This is a genomic window from Geodermatophilus sp. SYSU D01105, assembly GCF_054050095.1.
In genome coordinates, this window is sequence record NZ_JBJGYR010000001.1 from 187,465 (window position 1) to 207,548 (window position 20,084).

The following is a 20,084-nucleotide window of genomic DNA, read 5'->3' on the forward strand; positions in this document are numbered from 1 at the left end:
CCGCGTCGGCTACTCGGGGCCGGTCGGCCCCTCCTCGTCCTCCCGGGCCGCGAGCTCGTGCGCGGCCAGCCCCTCGGCGGTCAGCTCCTCGGCGCTCATCAGCCGGGTGGCCGGCTGCTCCGGCGCGGCCGGCTCCTCGGCGGCGAGCACGTCCTCGACGGTGACCGTCCCGGGCGGGAGGGTGCCGGTCAGCTCGACGTCCTCGGGGTCGTCGGGGTGGCTGGGCAGCGGCGCCGGGCGGCCGAACGCGTAGCCCTGCGCCATCCCGCAGCCGTGCTCGCGGAGCCACTGCGCCTGCTCGAGGTCCTCGATCCCCTCCGCGATGACCTGCAGGCCCATGCCGAGGCCGAGCTGCACCAGGCCCTGCACCAGCGCCGCGGTGGAGGGCTCGGTGACCACGTCGGCGACGAACGAGCGGTCGATCTTCACGGTGTGGATGGGCAGCCGGTGCAGCGCCGTGATCGCGGAGTAGCCGGTGCCGAAGTCGTCGAGGGCGAGGGTGACGCCGGCGTCGGTCACCTCCGACACCGCCTGGAGGGTGGCCTCGGCGGCGAACAGCGCCGTCGACTCGGTGATCTCCAGCTCCAGCCGCTCGGGCGGCAGCCCCGACTCGGCCAGCGCCTCGGCGACCAGGTCGGCGAAGCCGGGCTCGGCCAGGTGCCGGGCGGAGACGTTGACGTGCACCCGCAGGCCCGCCGGCCAGCCGGCGGCGTCCAGGCACGCCTGGCGGAGGACCCAGGCGCCGAGCCTGGAGGTCAGCCGGTTGTTCTCGGCGGCGTCGAGGAAGGCGCCGGGCGGCAGCAGCCCGCGGGTGGGGTGCTGCCAGCGGATCAGCGCCTCGTAGCCGAGCAGCGTCTCGTCCGACAGCGACACGATCGGCTGGTAGAACAGCCGCAGTTCGTCGCCCTCCAGGGCGTGCCGCAGGTCGGTCTCCAGCTGGAGCTGGTCGACGTCGCTGTCGCTGAGCACCCCGTCGTGCACCTCGATCCGCGCCCGGCTGCCGTCGGCCTTGGCGCGGGTCAGCGCGGTGTGCGCCTGCCGCAGCAGGTCGTCGGGGGCGACGTCGGAGCCGAGGGTGAGGCCGACGCTGGCCGACAGCACGATCTCGCGCTCGCCGATGAGGAACGGGTCGTCGAGGACCGAGAGCAGCCGGTCGGCGAGCGCCCGCAGCCCGTCGAGGTCCTCGACGTCCTCGGCGAGGATGAGGAACTCGTCGGCGCCCAGCCGGACGGCGGTGTCCTCGATGCGCGTGCTCCAGCGCAGCCGGTCGGCGACCTGGGTGAGCAGCTGGTCGCCGGCCTCGTGCCCGAGGACGTCGTTGACCGCCTGGAACCGGTCGAGGTCCAGGTGCACGAGCCCCACCTGCAGCCCCCGCCGGCGCGAGAGGGCCAGCGCGTGGTTGAGCCGGTCACCGAGGGCCCGGCGGTTGGGCAGGCCGGTGAGCGGGTCGGTGAACGCCCGCCGGACCAGGTCCTCCTCGGCGCGGCGGCGGTCGGTGACGTCGACCAGCGACAGGACGACGAAGTGCGGGTCGCCGGTGCTGGTGTGGATCACCTGGTGCGACTGCAGCGCCCACAGCTCCTCGCCGTCGGCCCGGCGCAGCTGCCGCTCGCCGTCGACCCGCAGCCACGGGTCCAGCGCGGCCTCGGCGTCCGGCGGGAGGTCGGGGACCGGCGCCTCGTCCGGGTGGGCGAGCAGGTCGACGTGCCGGCCGACCATGTCCTCGGCGGTGCGCCCGGTGAGTGCGCAGAGCGCCTCGTTGACCACGAGGAGGTGCCCGTCGAGGTCGACGAGCGCCTTGGGGACCGGCGCCTCCAGGAAGAGGGCGCGGAAGAGCTGGCCGCGGTCGGCGAGCAGGGTGTCGATGGCGCGGAGCCTCGAGCCGGCGGCGGGGCCGGGGGTCCCCGCCCGGGGCCGCGGTACGTCGGGGGCGCTCAGAGTCACCCGGACAGGGTGCGGGACCGGAGCCGTCAAGTGACGGAACCCGTCGACGGAGAGTCGTGGTCGATCGGTCACAGACCGTGATGGGCCGTGTGCGGTGAGGCGGGAGTGGCGGGTGGGACGACGCGGGGGCCGGGATCCGAGGCGGCGGTCCGGTGACCCGGGAGGGTGATCTCGCTCCGGAACCGGCGCGCGCGAGCCGACGGAGGACGGAGACCCCACGTCAAGGAGCGCTCCGTGCACCCCCTCCCCGCCCGCCGGTCCCGGCTGCGTCCGCTCGTCCTCGCCGCCGTGGCCGCGGTCGCCCTCGCCGCCGTCGGCGTGCCCGCGCCGGCACGAGCCGAGGACCCGGTCCCCGCGGACGGCGACCTCGTCCCGGTCTCGGCGGTCGTGGTGACCGACGAGGGCGTGGACGTGGTGACCCAGGAGGTCGCGCCGGCCGACGTGCCCGAGGCGAAGGCGGAACTGCGGGAGGAGCCCGGCGTCGTGCACGTCGGCGTGGACGTGCCCGTGTCCGCGGCCGGGACCGCGGACTTCTTCCGCGACGAGCAGTGGTCGTTGCCGGCGATGGGTGTCGACCGGCTCCCGCCCGGCACGCCGGACGGGTCGGGCCTGAAGGTCGCCGTCCTGGACACCGGTGTGCTGGCCGACCACGAGGACCTCGCCGGCCGGGTGCGCTGCGACCTGGGCGGGGACTTCACCGACGACGCCGCCACCTACGACCCCGCAGGGGACGGGTGCGCCGACCCGGACGGCCACGGCACCCACGTGGCCGGGCAGATCGCGGCGGTCCCCGACAACGGCCTGGGCATCGCCGGGGTGAGCAACGCGGAGATCATCCCCGTCCGCGTCCTCGACGCGGCCGGGCGCGGCTGGTCCTCCTGGACGGCCGCGGGCATCCACCACGCGGTCGACGTGGGCGCCGACGTCATCAACCTGAGCCTGTCCGGCCCGTACGCCTCGCACTACGACCCGGCGGTCAGGTACGCCACCGACCGCGGCGTGCTCGTCGTCGTGGCCGCCGGCAACAACCGGCTGGAGGGCAACACCGTGGGCTACCCCGCCGCCTCGCCGGGCGCCTTCGCGGTCGCGGCCACGGACGTGAGCGGCGCGTCCGCCGAGTTCAGCTACAGCGGCCCCACCAACCTCATCAGCGCGCCGGGGGTCGACGTCGTCTCCACCCAGAGCTGGGACCCCGCCGCCTACGACTACGCCAGCGGCACGTCGATGGCCGCTCCCAACGTCGCCGGGGTGCTCGTGCGGTACCTCGCCGCCCACCCCACCGCCACGGTGGCGCAGGTCCGGGCCGCCCTGCAGGCGACCGCGACCGACATCGAGGCGCCCGGCCGGGACGACAACACCGGCTACGGGCTGATCGACGCCCACGCACTGCTGACCGGCCAGCAGGCGCCGGCACCGCCGGTCGCGACGGTCCCCGGGGCCCCGTCGATCGCGGTGGCGCCGACCGCCGGGAACGGCGCGGCCGTGGTGCGCTGGACGGCGCCGGTCAGCGACGGCGGGTCGCCGGTGACCGGCTACACGGTGCGCGCCTACGACGGGTCGACGCCGGCGACGACGGTGTCGGCGCCCGCATCGGCGACCAGCGCGACCGTCGGCGGACTCACCAACGGGCGGGCGTACACCTTCACGGTGACCGCGGCGAACTCGGTCGGTCCCGGGCCGGAGTCGGCCCGCAGCACCCCGGTCACCCCGAGGGCCCCGGCGACCGCGCCCGGCGCGCCGCGGATCGGGACGCCGAGCGCGGGCAACGCCGCCGCGGTGGTGCGCTGGACGGCGCCGGCCAGCAACGGGGGAGCGGCGGTGACCGGTTACACGGTGCGCGCCTACTCCGGCTCGGCGCCGGCCGTGACGGTGAGGGCGGGCGCGACGGCGACCAGCGCCGCGGTGACCGGCCTGGTCAACGGCAAGCCGTACACGTTCGCCGTGACGGCGACGAACGCCGCCGGCGAGGGGCCCGCGTCGGCCCGCAGCGTCGCGGTCGTCCCCCGCACCACGCCCGGCGGGCCCCGGATCGGGACGCCGAGCGCCGGCAACGCCGCCGCGGTCGTGCGCTGGGCAGCGCCGGCCAGCAACGGGGGAGCGGCGGTGACCGGCTACACGGTGCGCGCCTACTGGGGCTCGACGTGGGTGACGACGGTCCGGGCCGGCGCCGCGGCGACCAGCGCGGTGGTGAGCGGTCTGGTCAACGGCCGGTCGTACACCTTCACGGTGACCGCGGCCAACGCCGCCGGTGCGGGGGCCGCGTCGGCCCGCAGCGTCGCGGTCGTCCCCCGGACCACGCCCGGCGCGCCGCGGATCGGGACGCCCAGCGCCGGCTACGCCGCCGCGGTCGTGCGCTGGGCGGCACCGGTCAGCAACGGGGGAGCGGCGGTGACCGGCTACACGGTGCGCGCCTACCGCGGCTCGACGCTGGTGAGGACCGTCGTCGTGAGGGGCGGCGCAACGAGTGTGACCGTGACCGGCCTGGCCACACGCGTCCAGCACACGTTCACGGTCACCGCCACCAACGCCGCCGGCACCGGACCGGCGTCGGCCCGCAGCGCCGCGGTCGTCCCTCGCTGAGCAGGGCACGCTCCTCCGGGAACAGACCGGCGGTCGCCGGCGCTCGGAGGGGCGTGGACGCAGTGGAGAAGCGGATCGGGTTCCTGTCCTTCGGGCACTGGCAGCCGGTGTCCGGGTCGCAGGTGCGGACCGGCCGGGACGCGCTGGTGCAGAGCGTGGAGCTGGCCGTGGCCGCCGAGGAGCTCGGGGTGGACGGCGCCTTCGTCCGCGTGCACCACTTCGCCCGGCAGCTGGCCTCGCCGTTCCCGCTGCTGGCCGCCATGGCCGCCCGGACCAGCCGGATCGAGCTCGGCACCGGCGTGATCGACATGCGCTACGAGAACCCGCTGTACATGGCCGAGGAGGCGGCGGCCACCGACCTGCTCAGCGGTGGCCGGCTCCAGCTCGGCGTCAGCCGCGGGTCACCGGAGACGGCGCTGCGCGGCTCCGAGGCGTTCGGCTACGTCCCGCCGGAGGGTTCCTCCGACGCCGACCTGGCCCGGCAGAAGACCGCGCTGTTCCTGGCGGCGGTCGCCGGTGAGCCGGTCGTGGACGCCGACCCGCGGATGACCGGTGGTGTGACCGGCCGGCTCGTGATCCAGCCGCAGGCGCCGGGGCTGGCCGAGCGGATCTGGTGGGGGTCGGGGACCCGCAGCACGGCCGAGTGGACCGCGCGGCAGGGACTGAACCTGATGAGCTCCACCCTGCTCAGCGAGGACACCGGCGTGCCCTTCGACGAGCTGCAGGCCGACCAGATCGCTCGCTACCGGGCAGCCTGGGCCGAGGCCGGCTGGCAGCGGACCCCGCGGGTGTCGGTCAGCCGCAGCGTGCTGCCGGTCGTCACCGACCTCGACCGGCAGTACTTCGGCGAGCGCTCGGGCGAGGACCAGGTGGGCCTGCTCGAGGGGGTGCGCGCCCGGTTCGGCAAGAGCTACGTCGGCGAGCCCGACCAGCTGGCCGAGGAGCTGGCCAAGGACGCCGCCGTCCGGGAGGCCGACACGCTGCTGCTCACGGTGCCGAACATGCTGGGCGTCGACTACAACGCCCGGCTGCTGGAGACGATCGTGCGCCACGTGGCCCCGGCGATCGGCTGGGTGCCGCCGGCCGAGCGGGGCCGCTGACAGCACGGAGGCGGTGGCGCCGGGCGTTCCGGGGTGCCACCGCCTCCGCCGTCGTGGGGGTCAGACGAACTCGTAGCTGACGGCGCCGGCCTCGTCGACCGTGGCGAGGACGTCGGCGCTGTCGGTGCTGTCCGTCGCGTTGGTCACCGTGCAGGGGATCGGCGTCCCGGCGGGGTCGACCAGCACGCTGCGGCCCCCGGCGTCGCAGGTCGCGACCGCCTGGACCTCGGCCTCGGCGCCCACCTGCTGGGCCACCGACTCCTCGACGGCGGCGACCACGACCAGGGTGTCGTCCCCGGAGATCTGCACGTTGCCCTCGTCGTCGGTCTGCTCGACGGTGAAGGAGACCTCCTGGCCGTCGAGGGTGCCGGTGCAGGGGAACGTGCCGCCGGCCGCGGCCTCGACGTCCTCGGGGCACGAGACGTCGGACGCCGCCACGCCCACCTGCTCCTCGGTCAGCGCCGCGATCTGCCGCTCGACCTCGGCGGTGTCCAGCGTCCTCGGACCGAACAGGAAGAGCCCGCCGACGACCAGGCCGGCGGCCACCAGCACGCCGACGATGCCGCCGATGACCGCGCCGGTCCTCCTGCGGGGCGCCGGCGGCTGCGGGGCGCCGAAGCCGGGCTGCGGGGCGTACGGCGGCTGGGCGTACGGCGGCTGGGCGTACGGCGCGGACGGCGGCTGGGCGTACGGCGGCTGGGCGATCGGCGGCTGGGCGTACGGCGCGGACGGCGGGCCGGGCGGGGACGGCTGCGTGGCGCCGAACCGGGGGTCGTGGGCCTGCTGGGTCATGGGTTCCTCCTCCATGGGGCTCGGTGAGGAGCCTGGCGGGGAGGTCTTTCGCCGTACTTGTCGCTCTCTGGTGGCCGACTTGGAGACCGGCCGAGACCGGGCTCAGACGTAGCGGTGCGGGATGGGCGCGTACGCCCGCGTGCCCACGCCGATCGAGATGGTCGGGTTCTGCGTGCCGCGGAACCAGCGCAGGAGCCACAGCATCTCGCTCGCCGACACCCCCACGCACCCGGCCGTGGCCTTCGAGTTCTTCACGTGCAGGAAGAAGGCCGAGCCCTTGCCGCGGACGGCGCCGGTGCCGTACGGGGCCGGCGCGTTGTAGCCGATGAAGATCGCGTAGTCGTAGGCGCCCGGGTAGTTGCTCAGCCGCTCGATCGAGCCGTAGCCGGCCGGGCAGGTGCTGGGGGCGCAGCGCCGGTGCTGGTTGACCACCGAGCCCGTGGACCCGGTCCACACGTCGTTGCGGTCGACCTGGAACCAGGACCCGACGCCGGGGTTCGGCTTGATCCCGAAGGGCTGGCTGAGCCGGAAGTGGCCGACCGGTGTCCGCGCCACGCTCTCGCTGGCCGTCCCCATGCCGGCGGACCCGATCCGCGCGTTGGGGAACCGGGCCACCCGCTTGTACCGGCCGTCGGGCTGGCGGGACCATGCCTCGACCGTCGCGTAGGTGCTCGTCGCCGACGCCGCGGAGACGGTCACCACCTGGCCGGACGCCGTGGCGGCCGCGGCCGGGGTCGGCGCGGCGCTGACGAGCCCGGCCAGGAACAGGGCCGCGGTCAGCCCGAGGACGAGTGCGCGCTGTCTCACTGCTGCCTCCACCGGCGGGTCGATGGGAGGCGCGGTGTCGCGTGCCCATCCGGATCGGGCGCAACGTACCGGTTCCGGAGGTCCGCTCTCCGGACTCCCGAGGCGGACGGTCAGCGTGGGGTGCACGGGACGGGGGAGTCGATCGGCGTGACCTCGGGTCAGCCGGCCCGTGCGTACCGGTGTGACCCGCTGGGTCCTGTGCAGCTCGACCGGCATGCGGTCGATCCGCGGTCTCCCCCTGGCGCCGTCCCGGCCACTGTCCGCTCCATGTCGACGGCCTCGTCCGGAACGGTGCTCCGTCGTCCAGGGGCAGATCGGTGAACGCTGCTTCGCAGACAACCGCGCTGGCCGGGCTCGCCATCGCCTGCACCTCGGTGGCCACTGCGGCTCCGGCCGCTGCCATGGTCGACGGACCGACGACCTTCCACGTGGGAGGCACTCAGATCCTGGTCAGGGAGAACCTGTACGAGATCCACGGCGGTCTGCTGGGGGACTTCTGGATCCTCACGTGCGGTCCTCTGTACGAGTCCGACTCCCGCGTGATCGGAACCGGCACCGAGCGATTCGCGGGCTGCGTCGACGCGGACCTCGACACGAGCTGTGAGGCTCACGAGCCGTCCGGAGGACAGCGGTTCGACTACGTCCAGTGGGCGACGTTCACCCCATCCAGGGGAGGCCTGGTCGAAAGGCGGCTGCGTCCACCCGACCACGGGTGGAGGGACGGCTTCCAGGGCGCCCGAGGGCTCGTCGAGATGCCCGACGTCCTGGTGCACGGCGACGTCCGGACCACGTACGTCGGACCGTGGAGCAGAACGCGGTGCCGGATGACCCCCCGGCACCAGGGCGCTGACGGCTTCCGCGCTCCCGACCCGAGGCGCAGACATCGGTGCGGCGGACGCCGTACCTTGCCAACCCTGAGAGCGCTCCGGTGGGCGGGGGATGCACATGGCAACGTCTGCGCGCCCGACGAGGGTCGGCCGCCTCGTGCTCGCGCTGCTCCTGGCCGTGGTGGCCCCCCTGACTTGGGGCGCGTGCTCGACCTCCGTTGCCCGCCCGAATCCGGTCGTGGTGGAGAACCAACATCCCGGGACTGAGTCGTGGCAGATCACCCGGCGCAGCGACGACGTCCACCAGCAGGTGAAGGGTTACGCGTCCGCCGTCAGCGTCGACCTGGGCGAGTCGATCACGTTCTTCGTGACGGTGAACCCGGTGCAGGGGTACTCGATCGACGTGTACCGGTTCGGCTACTACCAAGGTCTGGGCGGCCGCCTGATGCAGCACGTCGACGCGGGCACCGGAGTGACCCAGCCGAGCTGCCCCGTCGACCCGACGACCGGGATGGTCTCCTGCGACTGGTCCCCGAACTACACCCTCGACGTCCCGACCACGTGGACCAGCGGCGTCTATCTGGCCAAGCTGACGAACGCGGAGGGCTTCGAGAACTACATCACCTTCGTCGTACGCGACGACGACCGCCGCTCCGCACTGCTGTACCAGCAGAGCGTGACGACCTATCAGGCGTACAACAACTACCCGTACGACGCCCCGCCGGGGGCCTCCCTCCCCGCCACCGGCAAGAGCCTCTACGACTTCAACAGTTCCACGGTGCGGACCGGGCTGGGTACGCAGCGGGCGGTGGAGGTCTCTTACGACCGGCCGTACTCCGCCGCCGTCGGGCGGCGTGACGGGTCAGGGCAGTTCACGCAGTGGGAGAGCTACTACGTGCGCTGGCTCGAGCAGCGCGGCTTCGACGTCACCTACACGACGAACGTGGACGTCGACCGCGACGGCGACCAACTGTTGAAGCATCGCGGTTTCCTGTCGGTGGGCCATGACGAGTACTGGTCGGCCCGGATGTACGACGCGGCCGAGGATGCCCGCGATCAGGGCGTGGGTCTGGGGTTCTTCGGCGCCAACTCCGTCGTGTGGCAGATCCGCTTCGAGCCGTCGGCCAACGGCAGACCGCATCGGGTGCAGGTGTGCTACAAGGACGCCGGCCTCGATCCGGTCGAGGACTCGACGGAGACGGTGCTCTGGCGCGACCCACCGCTGAACCGCCCGGAACAGCAACTGCTCGGCACGATGACGTCCGGCATGCAGCTGGACACCGGGTCACCGGCGATGTTCATCGCCACCAACACCTCGAACTGGGTCTACGCCGGCACGGGCCTGAGCGAGAACGAGCCGGTCGCCGCCATCGTCGGTTACGAGACCGACGGCTACGACAGCGGCTATCCGCGGCCTACGGCGAGGGCCGGCACCTACACCAGGCTCTCCCACTCGCCGTACATCGACAGCGACCACCTGCAGGCCCACCAACAGTCGTCCGTGTACCAGGCGCCCAGCGGAGCGTGGGTGTTCAACGCCGGCACCATCCAGTGGTCCTGGGGCCTGTTCAACGGCGATGGTCTCCGCTATGCAGACCCGCGCATCCAGCGGATGACCGCCAACGTCCTCAACCGGATGACGGCGGGCGCCTGACCTCGGGTGGCGGTCCGTGACCGGAACCGCCCGCGAGGTGCTGAAGGCCTGGGCGGTGTTCGCGCTCTTCAGCCGTTCTCTGTGCGCCCGGAGGGGTTCGGACCCGCCTACCTTCCGATCCGTAGTCAGGTGCCGGGCGCCCGGCAGCGCGATGGGGACAGGAGTTGAAGCGCAGCCACTCCCCCCGATGGTGGTGATCGTCGTTGGCGAGCGCTCGGGGCCTGCATGGACCGGAGCGTTACGGTCTCTCAGCAGCCTGACGAGCAGTCCCGCTGCCTCCGTCTCCCAGGCGCAGGAGTCGGTGGGGGTGCGCTCATGTCGGTCCCCTCCCATGGCCGTCCTGCCGTTGACGTCCCGGGCATCGCATCCGAAGACACGCCTGGGCAGGCCTGGTCTGCGTAGCGGGAGCCGGAGGCAGGTCCAACCCCAGCCGGAGCAGACGCCCGAGCGTCCGCTCGACCGTCAGGGCATCTTCGGGCACGAGACGGCGCCGACGTCTGCCGAGGGTCCGAGGACCTGATGCGCTCATCTCTGAGGGGCGGGTGCCGTGGGCGCGCCCGGCAGGGATCGAACCTGCGACCAAGTGCTTAGAAGGCACCTGCTCTATCCGCTGAGCTACGGGCGCTCGGTGGCGATCATCGCACCCCCGGCCCTCCTCGGGTCCGTCGACGGGCCACGGGGAGTCGGCCTCTGGTGCCGATCGCCGGCCCGGGACGACGATGGCCGGGCAACCGCCGCCCGTCGACGGGAGGCCGCCGTGGACCAGCTCGGTGCAGCGCCGGGGACGTGGGCGCGAGCGGACCAGTACGAGGCCTACGTCGGCCGGTGGAGCAGGCCGGTCGCGCGCCGGTTCGTCGCCAGGCTCGGCGTGCCCGCGGGCGGGCGCTGGCTCGACGTCGGCTGCGGGACCGGCGCGCTCACCGGGGCGGTCCTCGCGGCGTGCGCACCGGAGAGTGTCGTCGGCGTGGACCCGTCCGCGGCCTTCCTCGCCCACGCGGCCGGCCACCTGCGCGACCGGAGGGTGTCGTTCCGGGAGGGCGACGCGCAGGCGCTGCCGGTGGGCGACGCCTCGGTCGACGCGGTCGTCTCGGGCTCGGTCCTCAACTTCGTGCCCGACCCGGCCGCCGCCCTGGCCGAGATGCAGCGGGCGGCCCGACCCGGGGCCGTCGTGGCCGCCTACGTCTGGGACTACGCCGAGGGCATGCAGGTGATCCGGTCGTTCTGGGACGCCGCGACCGCCTGCGACCCCGCGGCTCACGCGCTCGACGAGGGCGTGCGCTTCCCCGGGTGTGCGCCCCAGCCACTGCGCGCGCTGTTCACCGGCGCCGGCCTGGCCGACGTGGCCGTCGAGGAGATCGTCGTCCCGACGGTGTTCGACGACTTCGACGACCTCTGGACGCCCTTCCTGGGCGGTACGGGACCGGCACCGGCCTACGCCGCCTCCCTCGGGGAGGAGGCGCGGACAGCCCTGCGCGAGACCCTGCGGGCCCGGGTGCCCACGGCGGACGACGGCTCGATCCGCCTGATCGCCCGGGCCTGGGCGGTGCACGGTCGGAAGGGGTGAGGCGCTCACCCGGGCAGTGCAGCACCCCGCTGCTCGGATCCCGGCTCCGTCCTCCACAGGGAGCCGCGCCGTCCACAGATGCCCGCCATGGCTGTCCGGCGGGACTCGTGCCGCCGAGGGTCGACCGCACACCGGCACCGCGCCGGTCGCGCCGTCCCGGCGCCACGGACCCGAGGAGCACCGTGAACGAGACCCACGTCACCGTCGTCGGAAACGTCGTCGACCCACCCCGTCGCTTCAGTCCCGACGGCGGCAACCCCGTCACCAACTTCCGCATGGCCTCGACCCAGCGGCGCTTCGACAGCCGGACCCAGGAGTTCGTCGACGGCACCACGTTCTGGGTCGACGTCGAGTGCTGGAACGAGCTGTCCGGGAACGTGTCCGGCAGCGTCAGCAAGGGTGACCCCGTCATCGTCCACGGCACGCTGAGCACCCACAGCTGGGAGAGCGAGCACGGCCGGCGGAGCGTCCCGCGCATCCGGGCCACCGCCGTGGGGCCGAACCTCAACCGGGGGACGGCCCTGTTCAAGCGCAGCCGGCCGGCGCGGGCCGCCGACGAGGGAGCGCCACCGGTGCCGGGGACGGCCGCCGCCGAGGCGGACCCGTTCGTCGGCGATCCCGACACTCCCGTGCCCGGGCGGGACTACGTGGAGGCCGACGAGGCGTTGTACGACACGACCACCGGCGACCTCGCCAGGGATCCCGCGCACGCGTAGTTGCCTCGGGCTGGGAGGATCGACGGCGGGAACGCACGGGGGCGGGCCGGCAGGCAGCCGGCCCGCCCTCCACTCGCGAATCGACGGAAGGCCTGCGAAGCCCAGTGGCTCAGTACATCTACACGATGGTGCGTGCGCGCAAGGCGCACGGCGACAAGGTGATCCTGGACGACGTCACCCTGTCGTTCCTGCCCGGCGCCAAGATCGGCGTGCTCGGGCCGAACGGCGCCGGCAAGTCGACGGTCCTCCAGATCATGGCGGGCCTGCAGCAGCCCTCCAACGGCGACGTCATGCTCGCGCCCGGAGCCTCGGTCGGCATCCTGCTGCAGGAGCCGCCGCTCAACGAGGAGCTCGACGTCCGCGGCAACGTGGAGGAGGCGGTCAAGCCCCTCCGCGACGCGCTGACCCGCTTCGAGGAGGTCAGCGCGGCGATGGGGGAGCCCGACGCCGACTTCGACGCCCTCCTCGCCGAGCAGGGCGAGCTCATGGAGTTCATCGAGAACCACGACGGTTGGGAGCTCGACGCCCGCATCGAGCAGGCGATGGACGCGCTGCGCTGCCCGCCCGGCGACGCCGACGTCACGGTCCTCTCCGGCGGTGAGCGCCGCCGCGTGGCGCTGTGCAAGCTGCTGCTGGAGGCGCCGGACCTGCTGCTGCTCGACGAGCCCACCAACCACCTCGACGCGGAGAGCGTGGCCTGGCTGGAGCAGCACCTGGAGAAGTACGCCGGCACCGTCGTCGCCGTCACCCACGACCGGTACTTCCTCGACAACGTCGCCCAGTGGATCCTCGAGCTCGACCGGGGCCGGGCCTACCCCTACGAGGGCAACTACTCGACCTACCTCGAGACCAAGGCCGCCCGCCTCAAGGTCGAGGGCGCCAAGGACGCCAAGCGGCAGAAGCGCCTCAAGGAGGAGCTGGAGTGGGTGCGGTCGGGCGCCAAGGCGCGCCAGGCCAAGAGCAAGGCCCGCCTCCAGCGCTACGAGGAGATGGCGGCCGAGGCCGACAAGTACCGCAAGCTGGACTTCGAGGAGATCCAGATCCCGCCGGGTCCGCGGCTGGGCAACGTCGTCGTGGAGACCCGGGACCTCACCAAGGGCTTCGGCGACCGCGTCCTCATCGACGACCTGTCCTTCACCCTCCCGCGCAACGGCATCGTCGGGGTCGTCGGGCCCAACGGCGTCGGCAAGACCACGCTGTTCAAGATGCTGGTCGGCGAGGAGAAGCCGGACGACGGCGAGATCAAGGTCGGCGAGACGGTCAAGCTCTCCTACGTCGAGCAGAACCGCAGCGGCATCGACCCCAGGAAGACGCTGTGGGAGGTCGTCTCCGACGGCCTGGACCACATCCAGGTCGGCAACGTCGAGATGCCCTCGCGGGCCTACGTCGCGGCGTTCGGGTTCAAGGGCCCGGACCAGCAGAAGCCGGCCGGCGTGCTGTCCGGCGGTGAGCGCAACCGCCTCAACCTCGCCCTGACCCTCAAGCAGGGCGGCAACCTGCTGCTGCTCGACGAGCCGACCAACGACCTCGACACCGAGACCCTGACCAGCCTGGAGTCCGCGCTGCTGGAGTTCCCCGGCTGCGCCGTGGTGGTCAGCCACGACCGGTGGTTCCTCGACCGCGTGGCGACGCACATCCTCGCCTACGAGGGCGAGTCGAAGTGGTTCTGGTTCGAGGGCAACTTCGCCGACTACGAGAAGAACAAGGTCGACCGGCTCGGGCCCGAGGCGGCGCGTCCGCACCGCGCGACGTACCGCAAGCTCACGCGGGACTGAGCAAGGACCCCCTGCTCCCCACCGCTCGCCAGCTCGCGGTGGGCCCGGCAGGGGGCCGGGCACCGTGGGGCCCTGCCCGGGGCCGTTCCAGCACCTCACCGACGGCCGGTCGGAGCACCCGCTCCGGCCGGCCGTCGGCGTCTGCGCGGGGGGCGGTGACCGTCCCCGTCGGCCGTACGGCAGGGTGGCGGCCGTGCGGTACACGGTGCAGGTCCCGATGCGCTGGTCGGACATGGACGCCTACGGCCACGTCAACAACGTCGTGTTCCTGCAGTACTTCGAGATGGCCCGCGTCGACCTGTTCTTCGAGCGGGCCTCGCTGGAGGAGCGGACCGGCCTGCGCCGCGGGACGGTCGTCGCCGCCCACGACATCCAGTACAAGCGGCCGGTCGTCTACTCCTCCCGCCCGCTGGACGTGCAGATCTGGGTCTCCGGCCTGCGTGCCGCCGCCTTCACCTGCCACTACGAGCTGTTCGACCACGAGCAGCTGGCGGTCACCGGCAGCACGCTGCTGGTCCCCTTCGACTTCTCGCTGAACCGGCCGCGCCGGCTCACCCCGGAGGAGAAGGACTTCCTCGTCCGCTGGACCGACGAGCAGCCGCAGGGCTGACGAGGAGCCCGCCGCTCCGCGCACGGCCGGGGCCCGCATCCCGCTCAGCGGACGGCCGGGGCCTGCACCACGCCACCGCCGGCGTGCAGCCAGTCGCGTGGGGGAGCGGTCTCGACGACCCGCTTGCCGAGGGGGAACAACCCGACGGCGGCCAGCTTGAACGACGCGATCCCGAAGGGGATGCCGATGATCGTGAGGCAGAAGCCGATGCCGCTGACGACGTGGATCAGGGCGAGCCACCACCCGGCGACCAGGAACCACACGAGGTTGCCCACGGCCGAGGCCACCCCGGCACCCGGCGCCGGCACGGTCGTCCGGCCGAACGGCCAGACCACGAAGCCGGCCAGCCGGAAGGCGGCGATGCCGAAGGGGATCGTCACGATCAGCAGGCAGGCGACCAGTCCGGCCAGGGCGTAGGCGAGGGCCAGGATCCAGCCCTGGAAGACCAGCCAGACCAGGTTGAGCAGTGTCCGCATGGTGTCCACGCCCGTCCCACGGGCCGCGCCGCCGCCCGGTTCCCCCCGGGTGGTGGCGCTCTCCCACGGTGAGAGGAGAGCGACCACGCGTGACCCGGGCGCTCAGCTCCCGACGATCCGGGGAACGGGGCGGTCGGTGCCGGTGGGAGCGCCGCGGCGGGCCGCCTCCTCCTCGGAGAGCACCCGCACGGGCGCGCCCGGGGCGATGGGGGCCCCGGCGAACACCGCCGCGTTGATCCCACCGCGGTGCACCATGGCCTTGACCAGCCGGGTCCCGGTCAGCCGCTCCAGGTGGGTGCAGGGCGGGCAGCGCTTCACGCCGAACAGCAGCGCGTCGCCGACGGTGAACCAGCGGCCCACCAGCGAGGGCAGGTCGATCCCCGTCGTCACCAGGTTGCGGCGGGTGTCGCCGGGCACCAGGTCGGCGCCGACCTCCACCGCCACGGCTGCGACGTCGTCGGCGTCGATGAGCGTGAGCTGCTTCTCCAGGTCGGGGTAGTCCGCCCACGTGCCGCCGCCCAGGGCGTAGCGATCGCCCTCCAGCCCGCGCCCGGCCAGCAGTCGGGCCGAGGACACCCGGCGCATCGGCGCGGCCGCCGTCCCGGTCAGCCAGATCTCGGCCAGCTCACCCATCACGCCCTCCCCGGGGAGACCCGCCGTGGCGGGACGTCGTCGGCCCCGCGCGCGTCCAGTGCCTCGCTGAGCGTGTGCGCCAGGCGCAGCACCGAGATGAGCAGCGGCACCAGCATCCCGGCGCGCAGCCGCGGAGCGCCGCGGGCGGCCTGCGCCTCCCGGATCCGGGCCGCCTGCTCGGCCACCAGCGGGATGAACCGCAGCGTCATCGCGATCACCAGCCCCACCCGGGCCGGTCGCACCCCCACCAGGCGCAGCGGCCGGGCCAGCACCTCGACGACGGCCACGAGGGCGGTGACGCGCGTGGTCGCCGTGACCACCGCGGCGGCCAGCACCAGGGTCAGCAGGCGCAGCACGGCCCTGGTGCCGGTGACGGCGTCGGTCACCAGCAGGTGCACGGCGAGCAGGGCGGCCAGCCAGATCCAGACCGGGCGCACCTGGGCCCACAGCACCCCGGCCGGGAGCCGCGCCACGAGCAGGCCCACCGCGAGCACCGCCGCCAGGGCCGCGGCCAGCACCTCGAGCCGGGAGGCCACGAACAGCCCGACGCCGAGGCCGGCCAGGACCGCCAGCTTCAGGCCTGCCGGCGCCCGGTGGACCGGGCTGGTGCCCGGGAGGTACAGCGACAGCATCAGCCCATCCTGGCCACGTACCAGGGCACCGTCTCGGCGGGCGTCCCGTCGGCGACCACCCGGCCGTCGTCGAACACCAGCACCCGGTCGAACCCGGCCAGCAGGTCCAGGTGGTGGGTCACCACCACGACGTCCTGCTCGAGCTCGGCGATGACCCGGGCCACCCGCCGGGTGTTGGCCAGGTCCAGCAGCGTGGTCGGCTCGTCGAAGACCACGCGCTCCGGGCGCATCACCAGCACCCCGGCGATGGCCAGCAGCTGCTTCTGCCCGCCGGAGAGCAGGTGCGCGGGGTGGTCGCGGTGGCCGCCGAGGTCGTAGCGCACGAGGACGTCGTCCACCCGGCGGGCGATCTCGTCGGGGGGCACGCCCTGGTTGGTCAACCCGAAGGCGACGTCCTCGGCGACGGTGGGGTGCACGATCTGCGCGTCGGGGTCCTGGAAGACGAAGCCCACTCGGCGGCGCACCTCGCGGACCCGGGTCCTGGTGTCCAGACCGTCGACCAGCACGGTGCCGGCCGTCGGTACGACCAGCCCGTTGAGCAGCCGCGCGAAGGTGCTCTTGCCCGAGCCGTTGGCGCCGATGACGCCGACCCGCGACTCGGTCAGGGTCAGCGAGACGTCGGTCAGCACGGTCCGCTCGCCGTAGGCGTGGCCGACCTCGCGCAGCTCGATCGCCGTGCGCGGGAGGGTCGCCGCGGGCGCCACCTGCGCGCCCCGTCGTCCCCAGCGCACGCGTCAGCCGGCGGTCGCGCGCCGGCCGGGCAGCTCGATCACCGGGTAGGCGCGGCGGACCGCCACCGCCACCACCGACGCCGCCACGGCCTTGACCACGTCCCCGGGGATGAAGGCCAGGGCGCCGGTGGACGACGCCGAGAGCGGGACGTCGCCGTAGAGGCTGGTGAACGGGATGCCGATGGCGTAGATGACGACCACCCCGCCGACCAGGTTGGCCACCAGCGCCCAGGCGAGGTTCAGCCGCCGCCAGAACAGCTGGGTGAGCAGCCCGACGACGAAGGCCGCGACCGGCCAGCTGTACAGGTAGCCGGCCGTCGGCCCGACGAAGACGCCCAGGCCCCCGCGCCCGCCCGACAGCACCGGGGCGCCGACGGCGACGACCGCCAGGAAGACCAGCAGCGCCAGCCCGCCCCGCCGGGCGCCCAGCACCGAGCCGGCCAGCATCACCCCGAGGGTCTGCGCGGTGATCGGCACCGGGATGCCGGGGACGGGCACCGGCGGGAGCAGCCCGAGCACGGCCGTGATCGCCGCGAACAGGGCGACGTAGGCGAGATCCCTGGTCTTCACGGCGGTCTCCTCCTGACGGCGGCGGATCGGTGCGGCGCTCGGGTCCCCGCGGAACGTACCCGGACGGCCGGCCGTCGTCCCCGCCCGGTCTCCCGCCCGCGATCCCACGTCGCAGCGTCATCGGGACCCGGTCCGGCGGGTCGCGAATCGGTCGCCGTCGGTGTCTGCGCGCTCACCTGCAGATACGCGGGCCGGTTTGCCGGGCCTGCCCGAGCCGTGTTGTCTGGAGTTCCTGAGCCCCCTCGGCGAAGGCGGAACAAGGCATGGCAAGCGGGTGGTGGGCGTCGCTGTGGCCGTGGGGACGCCCCGCACCGCACGAGCTCGCCGCGGACGCACCGCAGCACCCCGATCGGGGTCCCGGCGACGGGGCCCGGCCGGAGCGGACACCGCCGCCGTCCCTGCCGCCCGCCGTCGACGAGGAGGCCGCGCACCGCGCTCCGGCCGGTGCGACACGCGTCGAGGCGGCACCGGAGCCGCCCCGGCACACCGCACGCCGACAGACGCCCGGCTCGTCCGGTCGACCCGGGTCGCCCCCCGACCCGGTCCGCAGCACCCCGTTGCGGGCCCCCAACGAGACGACAGGAGCCCCATCCGTGGCACAGCTCGACAACGTCATCGCCGACCTGCTCGCGATCGAGGGCGCCAGCGGCGCCGCCATCGTCGACATCGACAGCGGCATGGCCCTCGCGGCCGGCGGCACGCCCGGGTTCGACCTCAACGTCGCGGCCGCCGGGAACTCGAACGTCGTGCGCGCGAAGCTGCGCACCATCCAGGACCTCGAGCTGAAGGACGAGATCGAGGACGTCCTGATCACGCTGCAGAACCAGTACCACCTGATCAACGTGCTCAAGGGGCAGGGCAACGCCGGCCTGTTCATCTACCTCGTGCTCAACCGCATGACCGCCAACCTCGCCCTGGCCCGGCACAAGCTGCGCGCCGTCGCGGGCACCGTGAGCGTCTGACGGCGGGCGGCGCCGCCGGGCCCGGGGGCACGGCGGCGCCGCTGCCGGCCGACGTCGTCGGCCCTCCTGCGGGGGCCCGCCTCAGGCGGCGGCGGTGGCGGCCTCGATGATCCGCTCGCGCACGGCCTCGACGGCGAGTTCGCCGGTGTCGATCCAGCGGGTGACGCGGCCGTCGGCCACGATGGCGACCCGGTCGCAGAAGTCGGCCAGCTCGTCGGGGTCCACCGACACCACGACGACCGAGGTCCCGTGTGCGGTCGCCTCGTCGAGCAGCTGGCGCACCTGCTGGCGGGCGCGGACGTCGAGGCCGCGGGTGGGCTCGTGCAGCACGACGACGTCCCGGGCCGATGCCATCCACCGGGCCAGCGCGAGCTTGTGCTGGTCACCGCCGGACAGGGCGCCGAAGACGGTGCGGATGCTCATCGTCTTGACGTCGAGCTGGTGCACCGTCTTGATCACGCTGCGCAGCGTGGCGATCTCCTTGCGCAGGTCGGTCAGCGTGCCCCACGCCTCCTGGGTGAGGGTGCGGGCGATCGTCTCGCCGGGGTCGACGCCGTAGGCGTCGTCGTCGGGCCGGTAGGCGGGCAGCCGCAGGGCGGCGTCGTCCGCGGAGGGGTCCAGCGTGCGCGGCTCACCGTGCAGCACCGCCTCGTCGCTGAGCGCCGGCAGCTCTCCGCTCAGGGCCCCGGCGATCTCGCGGACGCCGGAGGTGCGCTGCCCGGTCAGCCCGACCACCTCGCCCCGGCGCAGCAGGAGGTCCACGCCCTGGACCCGGCCGGGGACCCGCAGGTTGCGGACCCGCAGGGCCACCTCCTCGGACGGCGCCGGCCGGGCCGGTGCGGGGGCCGGGGCGTCGTCGGGCTGCGTCGGCGGAGGAGTCGCGGACTCGCGGCGCACCGGCAGGGACACCGGTCCGCCCACCGTCTCCGCGGCCAGCCGGACCGGGTCCAGGGACGCGCTCGGGCTGTCGAGGGCGATCCGACCGTCCCTGAGCACCAGCACCCGGTCGACCACCTCGAGCATCTCGGGCAGCCGGTGGCTGATGTAGAGCACGCCACGCCCCTGCTTGCTCAACTGGCCGGCGACGGCGTGCAACCGGGTGACCTCCGAGGGCAGCAGCACCGCCGAGACCTCGTCGAGCACGACCAGCCGGGTGTCCTCGGCCAGCACGCGGGCGGTCTCCACCAGGGGGTGCACGAAGTGCGGCAGGTCCCCCACGAGGGTGTCGGGGTCGACCTCGAGCTCGACCTCGGTGAGCAGGGCCTGGGCCGGCCGGCGCAGCTCCGCCTGGGGGCGCCCCGCCTGCGCCGTGCCGCGGAACACGGCCTGGGCCACGGTCAGCCCGGGGTCGATGCGGACCAGTTGCTCGACGACCCCGACGCCGACGTGGCGGGCGTCCTCCGCCGACAGCGGGGCGTAGGGGTGGTCCAGCAGCGTCATCACGCCGGCGTCGGCGGGGGTGATCCCGGCGACGATGTCGCCCAGCGTCGACTTGCCCGCGCCGTTGGTGCCGACCAGCCCGACGATCTCGCCCTCGGCGATCTCGAAGGAGACCTCCCGCAGGACGCGCCGGCCCCCGAAGGACTTCCTCAAGCCCTCGACCTGCAGCAGCGGCATGGGCGGGCGGCCTCCCCGTCAGGGTCCCCGACCACGGGGTCGGTCGATCGTCGTGTCAGCGTCCCCCGCGACGCTTCGTCACCGGTCCGATGCT

17 protein-coding genes and 1 tRNA gene are annotated in these 20,084 nt (G+C 73.9%); 8 read left to right on the forward strand and 10 right to left on the reverse strand.

Annotated elements, in window-relative coordinates; all coding sequences use genetic code 11:
* Positions 1-9: 9 nt before the first annotated feature.
* Entirely contained in the window at positions 10-1,944 is a 1,935-nt protein-coding gene (locus ACI79I_RS00985) for a putative bifunctional diguanylate cyclase/phosphodiesterase (protein WP_456990156.1), read from the reverse strand.
* A gap of 234 nt (positions 1,945-2,178) precedes the next feature.
* Here ACI79I_RS00985 and ACI79I_RS00990 point away from each other — a divergent pair, with 234 nt between their 5' ends.
* Together ACI79I_RS00990 and ACI79I_RS00995 are read left to right on the forward strand one after the other, a co-directional pair.
* Complete coding sequence (locus tag ACI79I_RS00990; RefSeq protein WP_456990158.1) at positions 2,179-4,524, forward strand: S8 family serine peptidase; 2,346 nt, start codon at positions 2,179-2,181, stop codon at positions 4,522-4,524.
* A gap of 53 nt (positions 4,525-4,577) precedes the next feature.
* Positions 4,578-5,624, forward strand: a complete 1,047-nt coding sequence (locus tag ACI79I_RS00995) for an LLM class flavin-dependent oxidoreductase (RefSeq protein WP_456990160.1) — start codon at positions 4,578-4,580, stop codon at positions 5,622-5,624.
* 60 nt (positions 5,625-5,684) lie between these two features.
* On the opposite strand, the gene ACI79I_RS01000 is transcribed toward ACI79I_RS00995, so the two are convergent.
* Positions 5,685-6,416 (reverse strand): DUF4333 domain-containing protein, encoded by a 732-nt coding sequence (locus tag ACI79I_RS01000; protein ID WP_456990162.1) that lies wholly within the window; start codon positions 6,414-6,416, stop codon positions 5,685-5,687.
* Between the two features lie 102 nt (positions 6,417-6,518).
* Positions 6,519-7,223 carry a L,D-transpeptidase family protein gene (locus tag ACI79I_RS01005; protein ID WP_456990164.1) on the reverse strand — a complete coding sequence of 235 codons (705 nt, stop codon included), beginning with the start codon at positions 7,221-7,223 and terminating at the stop codon, positions 6,519-6,521.
* Between the two features lie 1,065 nt (positions 7,224-8,288).
* Here ACI79I_RS01005 and ACI79I_RS01010 point away from each other — a divergent pair.
* Complete coding sequence (locus ACI79I_RS01010; protein ID WP_456990166.1) at positions 8,289-9,704, forward strand: N,N-dimethylformamidase beta subunit family domain-containing protein; 1,416 nt, start codon at positions 8,289-8,291, stop codon at positions 9,702-9,704.
* Positions 9,705-10,256: 552 nt separating this feature from the next.
* Here the strand turns inward: ACI79I_RS01010 and ACI79I_RS01015 are convergent.
* A tRNA-Arg gene (locus tag ACI79I_RS01015) sits at positions 10,257-10,329 on the reverse strand.
* Positions 10,330-10,461: 132 nt separating this feature from the next.
* Here ACI79I_RS01015 and ACI79I_RS01020 point away from each other — a divergent pair.
* From ACI79I_RS01020 to ACI79I_RS01035, 4 genes are all read left to right on the forward strand, one after another.
* A complete protein-coding gene (locus ACI79I_RS01020) occupies positions 10,462-11,268 on the forward strand; it encodes a class I SAM-dependent methyltransferase (protein ID WP_456990168.1) in 807 nt (268 codons plus the stop codon).
* 182 nt (positions 11,269-11,450) lie between these two features.
* Complete coding sequence (locus tag ACI79I_RS01025) at positions 11,451-11,984, forward strand: single-stranded DNA-binding protein (RefSeq protein ID WP_456990170.1); 534 nt, start codon at positions 11,451-11,453, stop codon at positions 11,982-11,984.
* 104 nt (positions 11,985-12,088) lie between these two features.
* Positions 12,089-13,759: an energy-dependent translational throttle protein EttA gene (ettA, locus tag ACI79I_RS01030; RefSeq protein ID WP_456990172.1), complete on the forward strand. Its 1,671-nt coding sequence runs from the start codon at positions 12,089-12,091 to the stop codon at positions 13,757-13,759.
* Positions 13,760-13,952: 193 nt separating this feature from the next.
* A complete protein-coding gene (locus tag ACI79I_RS01035; protein WP_456990174.1) occupies positions 13,953-14,369 on the forward strand; it encodes an acyl-CoA thioesterase in 417 nt (138 codons plus the stop codon).
* Positions 14,370-14,413: 44 nt separating this feature from the next.
* Here the strand turns inward: ACI79I_RS01035 and ACI79I_RS01040 are convergent, their stop codons facing one another.
* The 5 genes from ACI79I_RS01040 to ACI79I_RS01060 all read right to left on the reverse strand — a co-directional run bounded on the left by ACI79I_RS01040 (position 14,414) and on the right by ACI79I_RS01060 (position 17,411).
* On the reverse strand, positions 14,414-14,845 hold the full coding sequence (locus tag ACI79I_RS01040) for a YccF domain-containing protein (RefSeq protein WP_456990389.1): 432 nt from the start codon (positions 14,843-14,845) through the stop codon (positions 14,414-14,416).
* Positions 14,846-14,947: 102 nt separating this feature from the next.
* Positions 14,948-15,478, reverse strand: coding sequence for an MOSC domain-containing protein (locus ACI79I_RS01045; RefSeq protein WP_456990176.1), 531 nt, complete (start codon positions 15,476-15,478; stop codon positions 14,948-14,950).
* The gene (locus tag ACI79I_RS01050; protein WP_456990178.1) at positions 15,478-16,110 is read right to left on the reverse strand and encodes an energy-coupling factor transporter transmembrane component T family protein; all 633 of its coding nucleotides are present in this window, start codon (positions 16,108-16,110) and stop codon (positions 15,478-15,480) included. The genes ACI79I_RS01045 and ACI79I_RS01050 overlap by 1 nt, the downstream gene beginning before the upstream one ends.
* A complete protein-coding gene (locus tag ACI79I_RS01055) occupies positions 16,110-16,814 on the reverse strand; it encodes an energy-coupling factor ABC transporter ATP-binding protein (protein ID WP_456990180.1) in 705 nt (234 codons plus the stop codon). Before ACI79I_RS01055 ends, ACI79I_RS01050 begins: the two co-directional genes overlap by 1 nt.
* A gap of 30 nt (positions 16,815-16,844) precedes the next feature.
* Positions 16,845-17,411 carry a biotin transporter BioY gene (locus ACI79I_RS01060; protein ID WP_456990182.1) on the reverse strand — a complete coding sequence of 189 codons (567 nt, stop codon included), beginning with the start codon at positions 17,409-17,411 and terminating at the stop codon, positions 16,845-16,847.
* 593 nt (positions 17,412-18,004) lie between these two features.
* Here ACI79I_RS01060 and ACI79I_RS01065 point away from each other — a divergent pair.
* Positions 18,005-18,373: a hypothetical protein gene (locus tag ACI79I_RS01065; RefSeq protein WP_456990184.1), complete on the forward strand. Its 369-nt coding sequence runs from the start codon at positions 18,005-18,007 to the stop codon at positions 18,371-18,373.
* Between the two features lie 81 nt (positions 18,374-18,454).
* Here the strand turns inward: ACI79I_RS01065 and ACI79I_RS01070 are convergent, their stop codons facing one another.
* Complete coding sequence (locus ACI79I_RS01070) at positions 18,455-19,990, reverse strand: ATP-binding cassette domain-containing protein (RefSeq protein WP_456990186.1); 1,536 nt, start codon at positions 19,988-19,990, stop codon at positions 18,455-18,457.
* Positions 19,991-20,084: the final 94 nt, after the last annotated feature.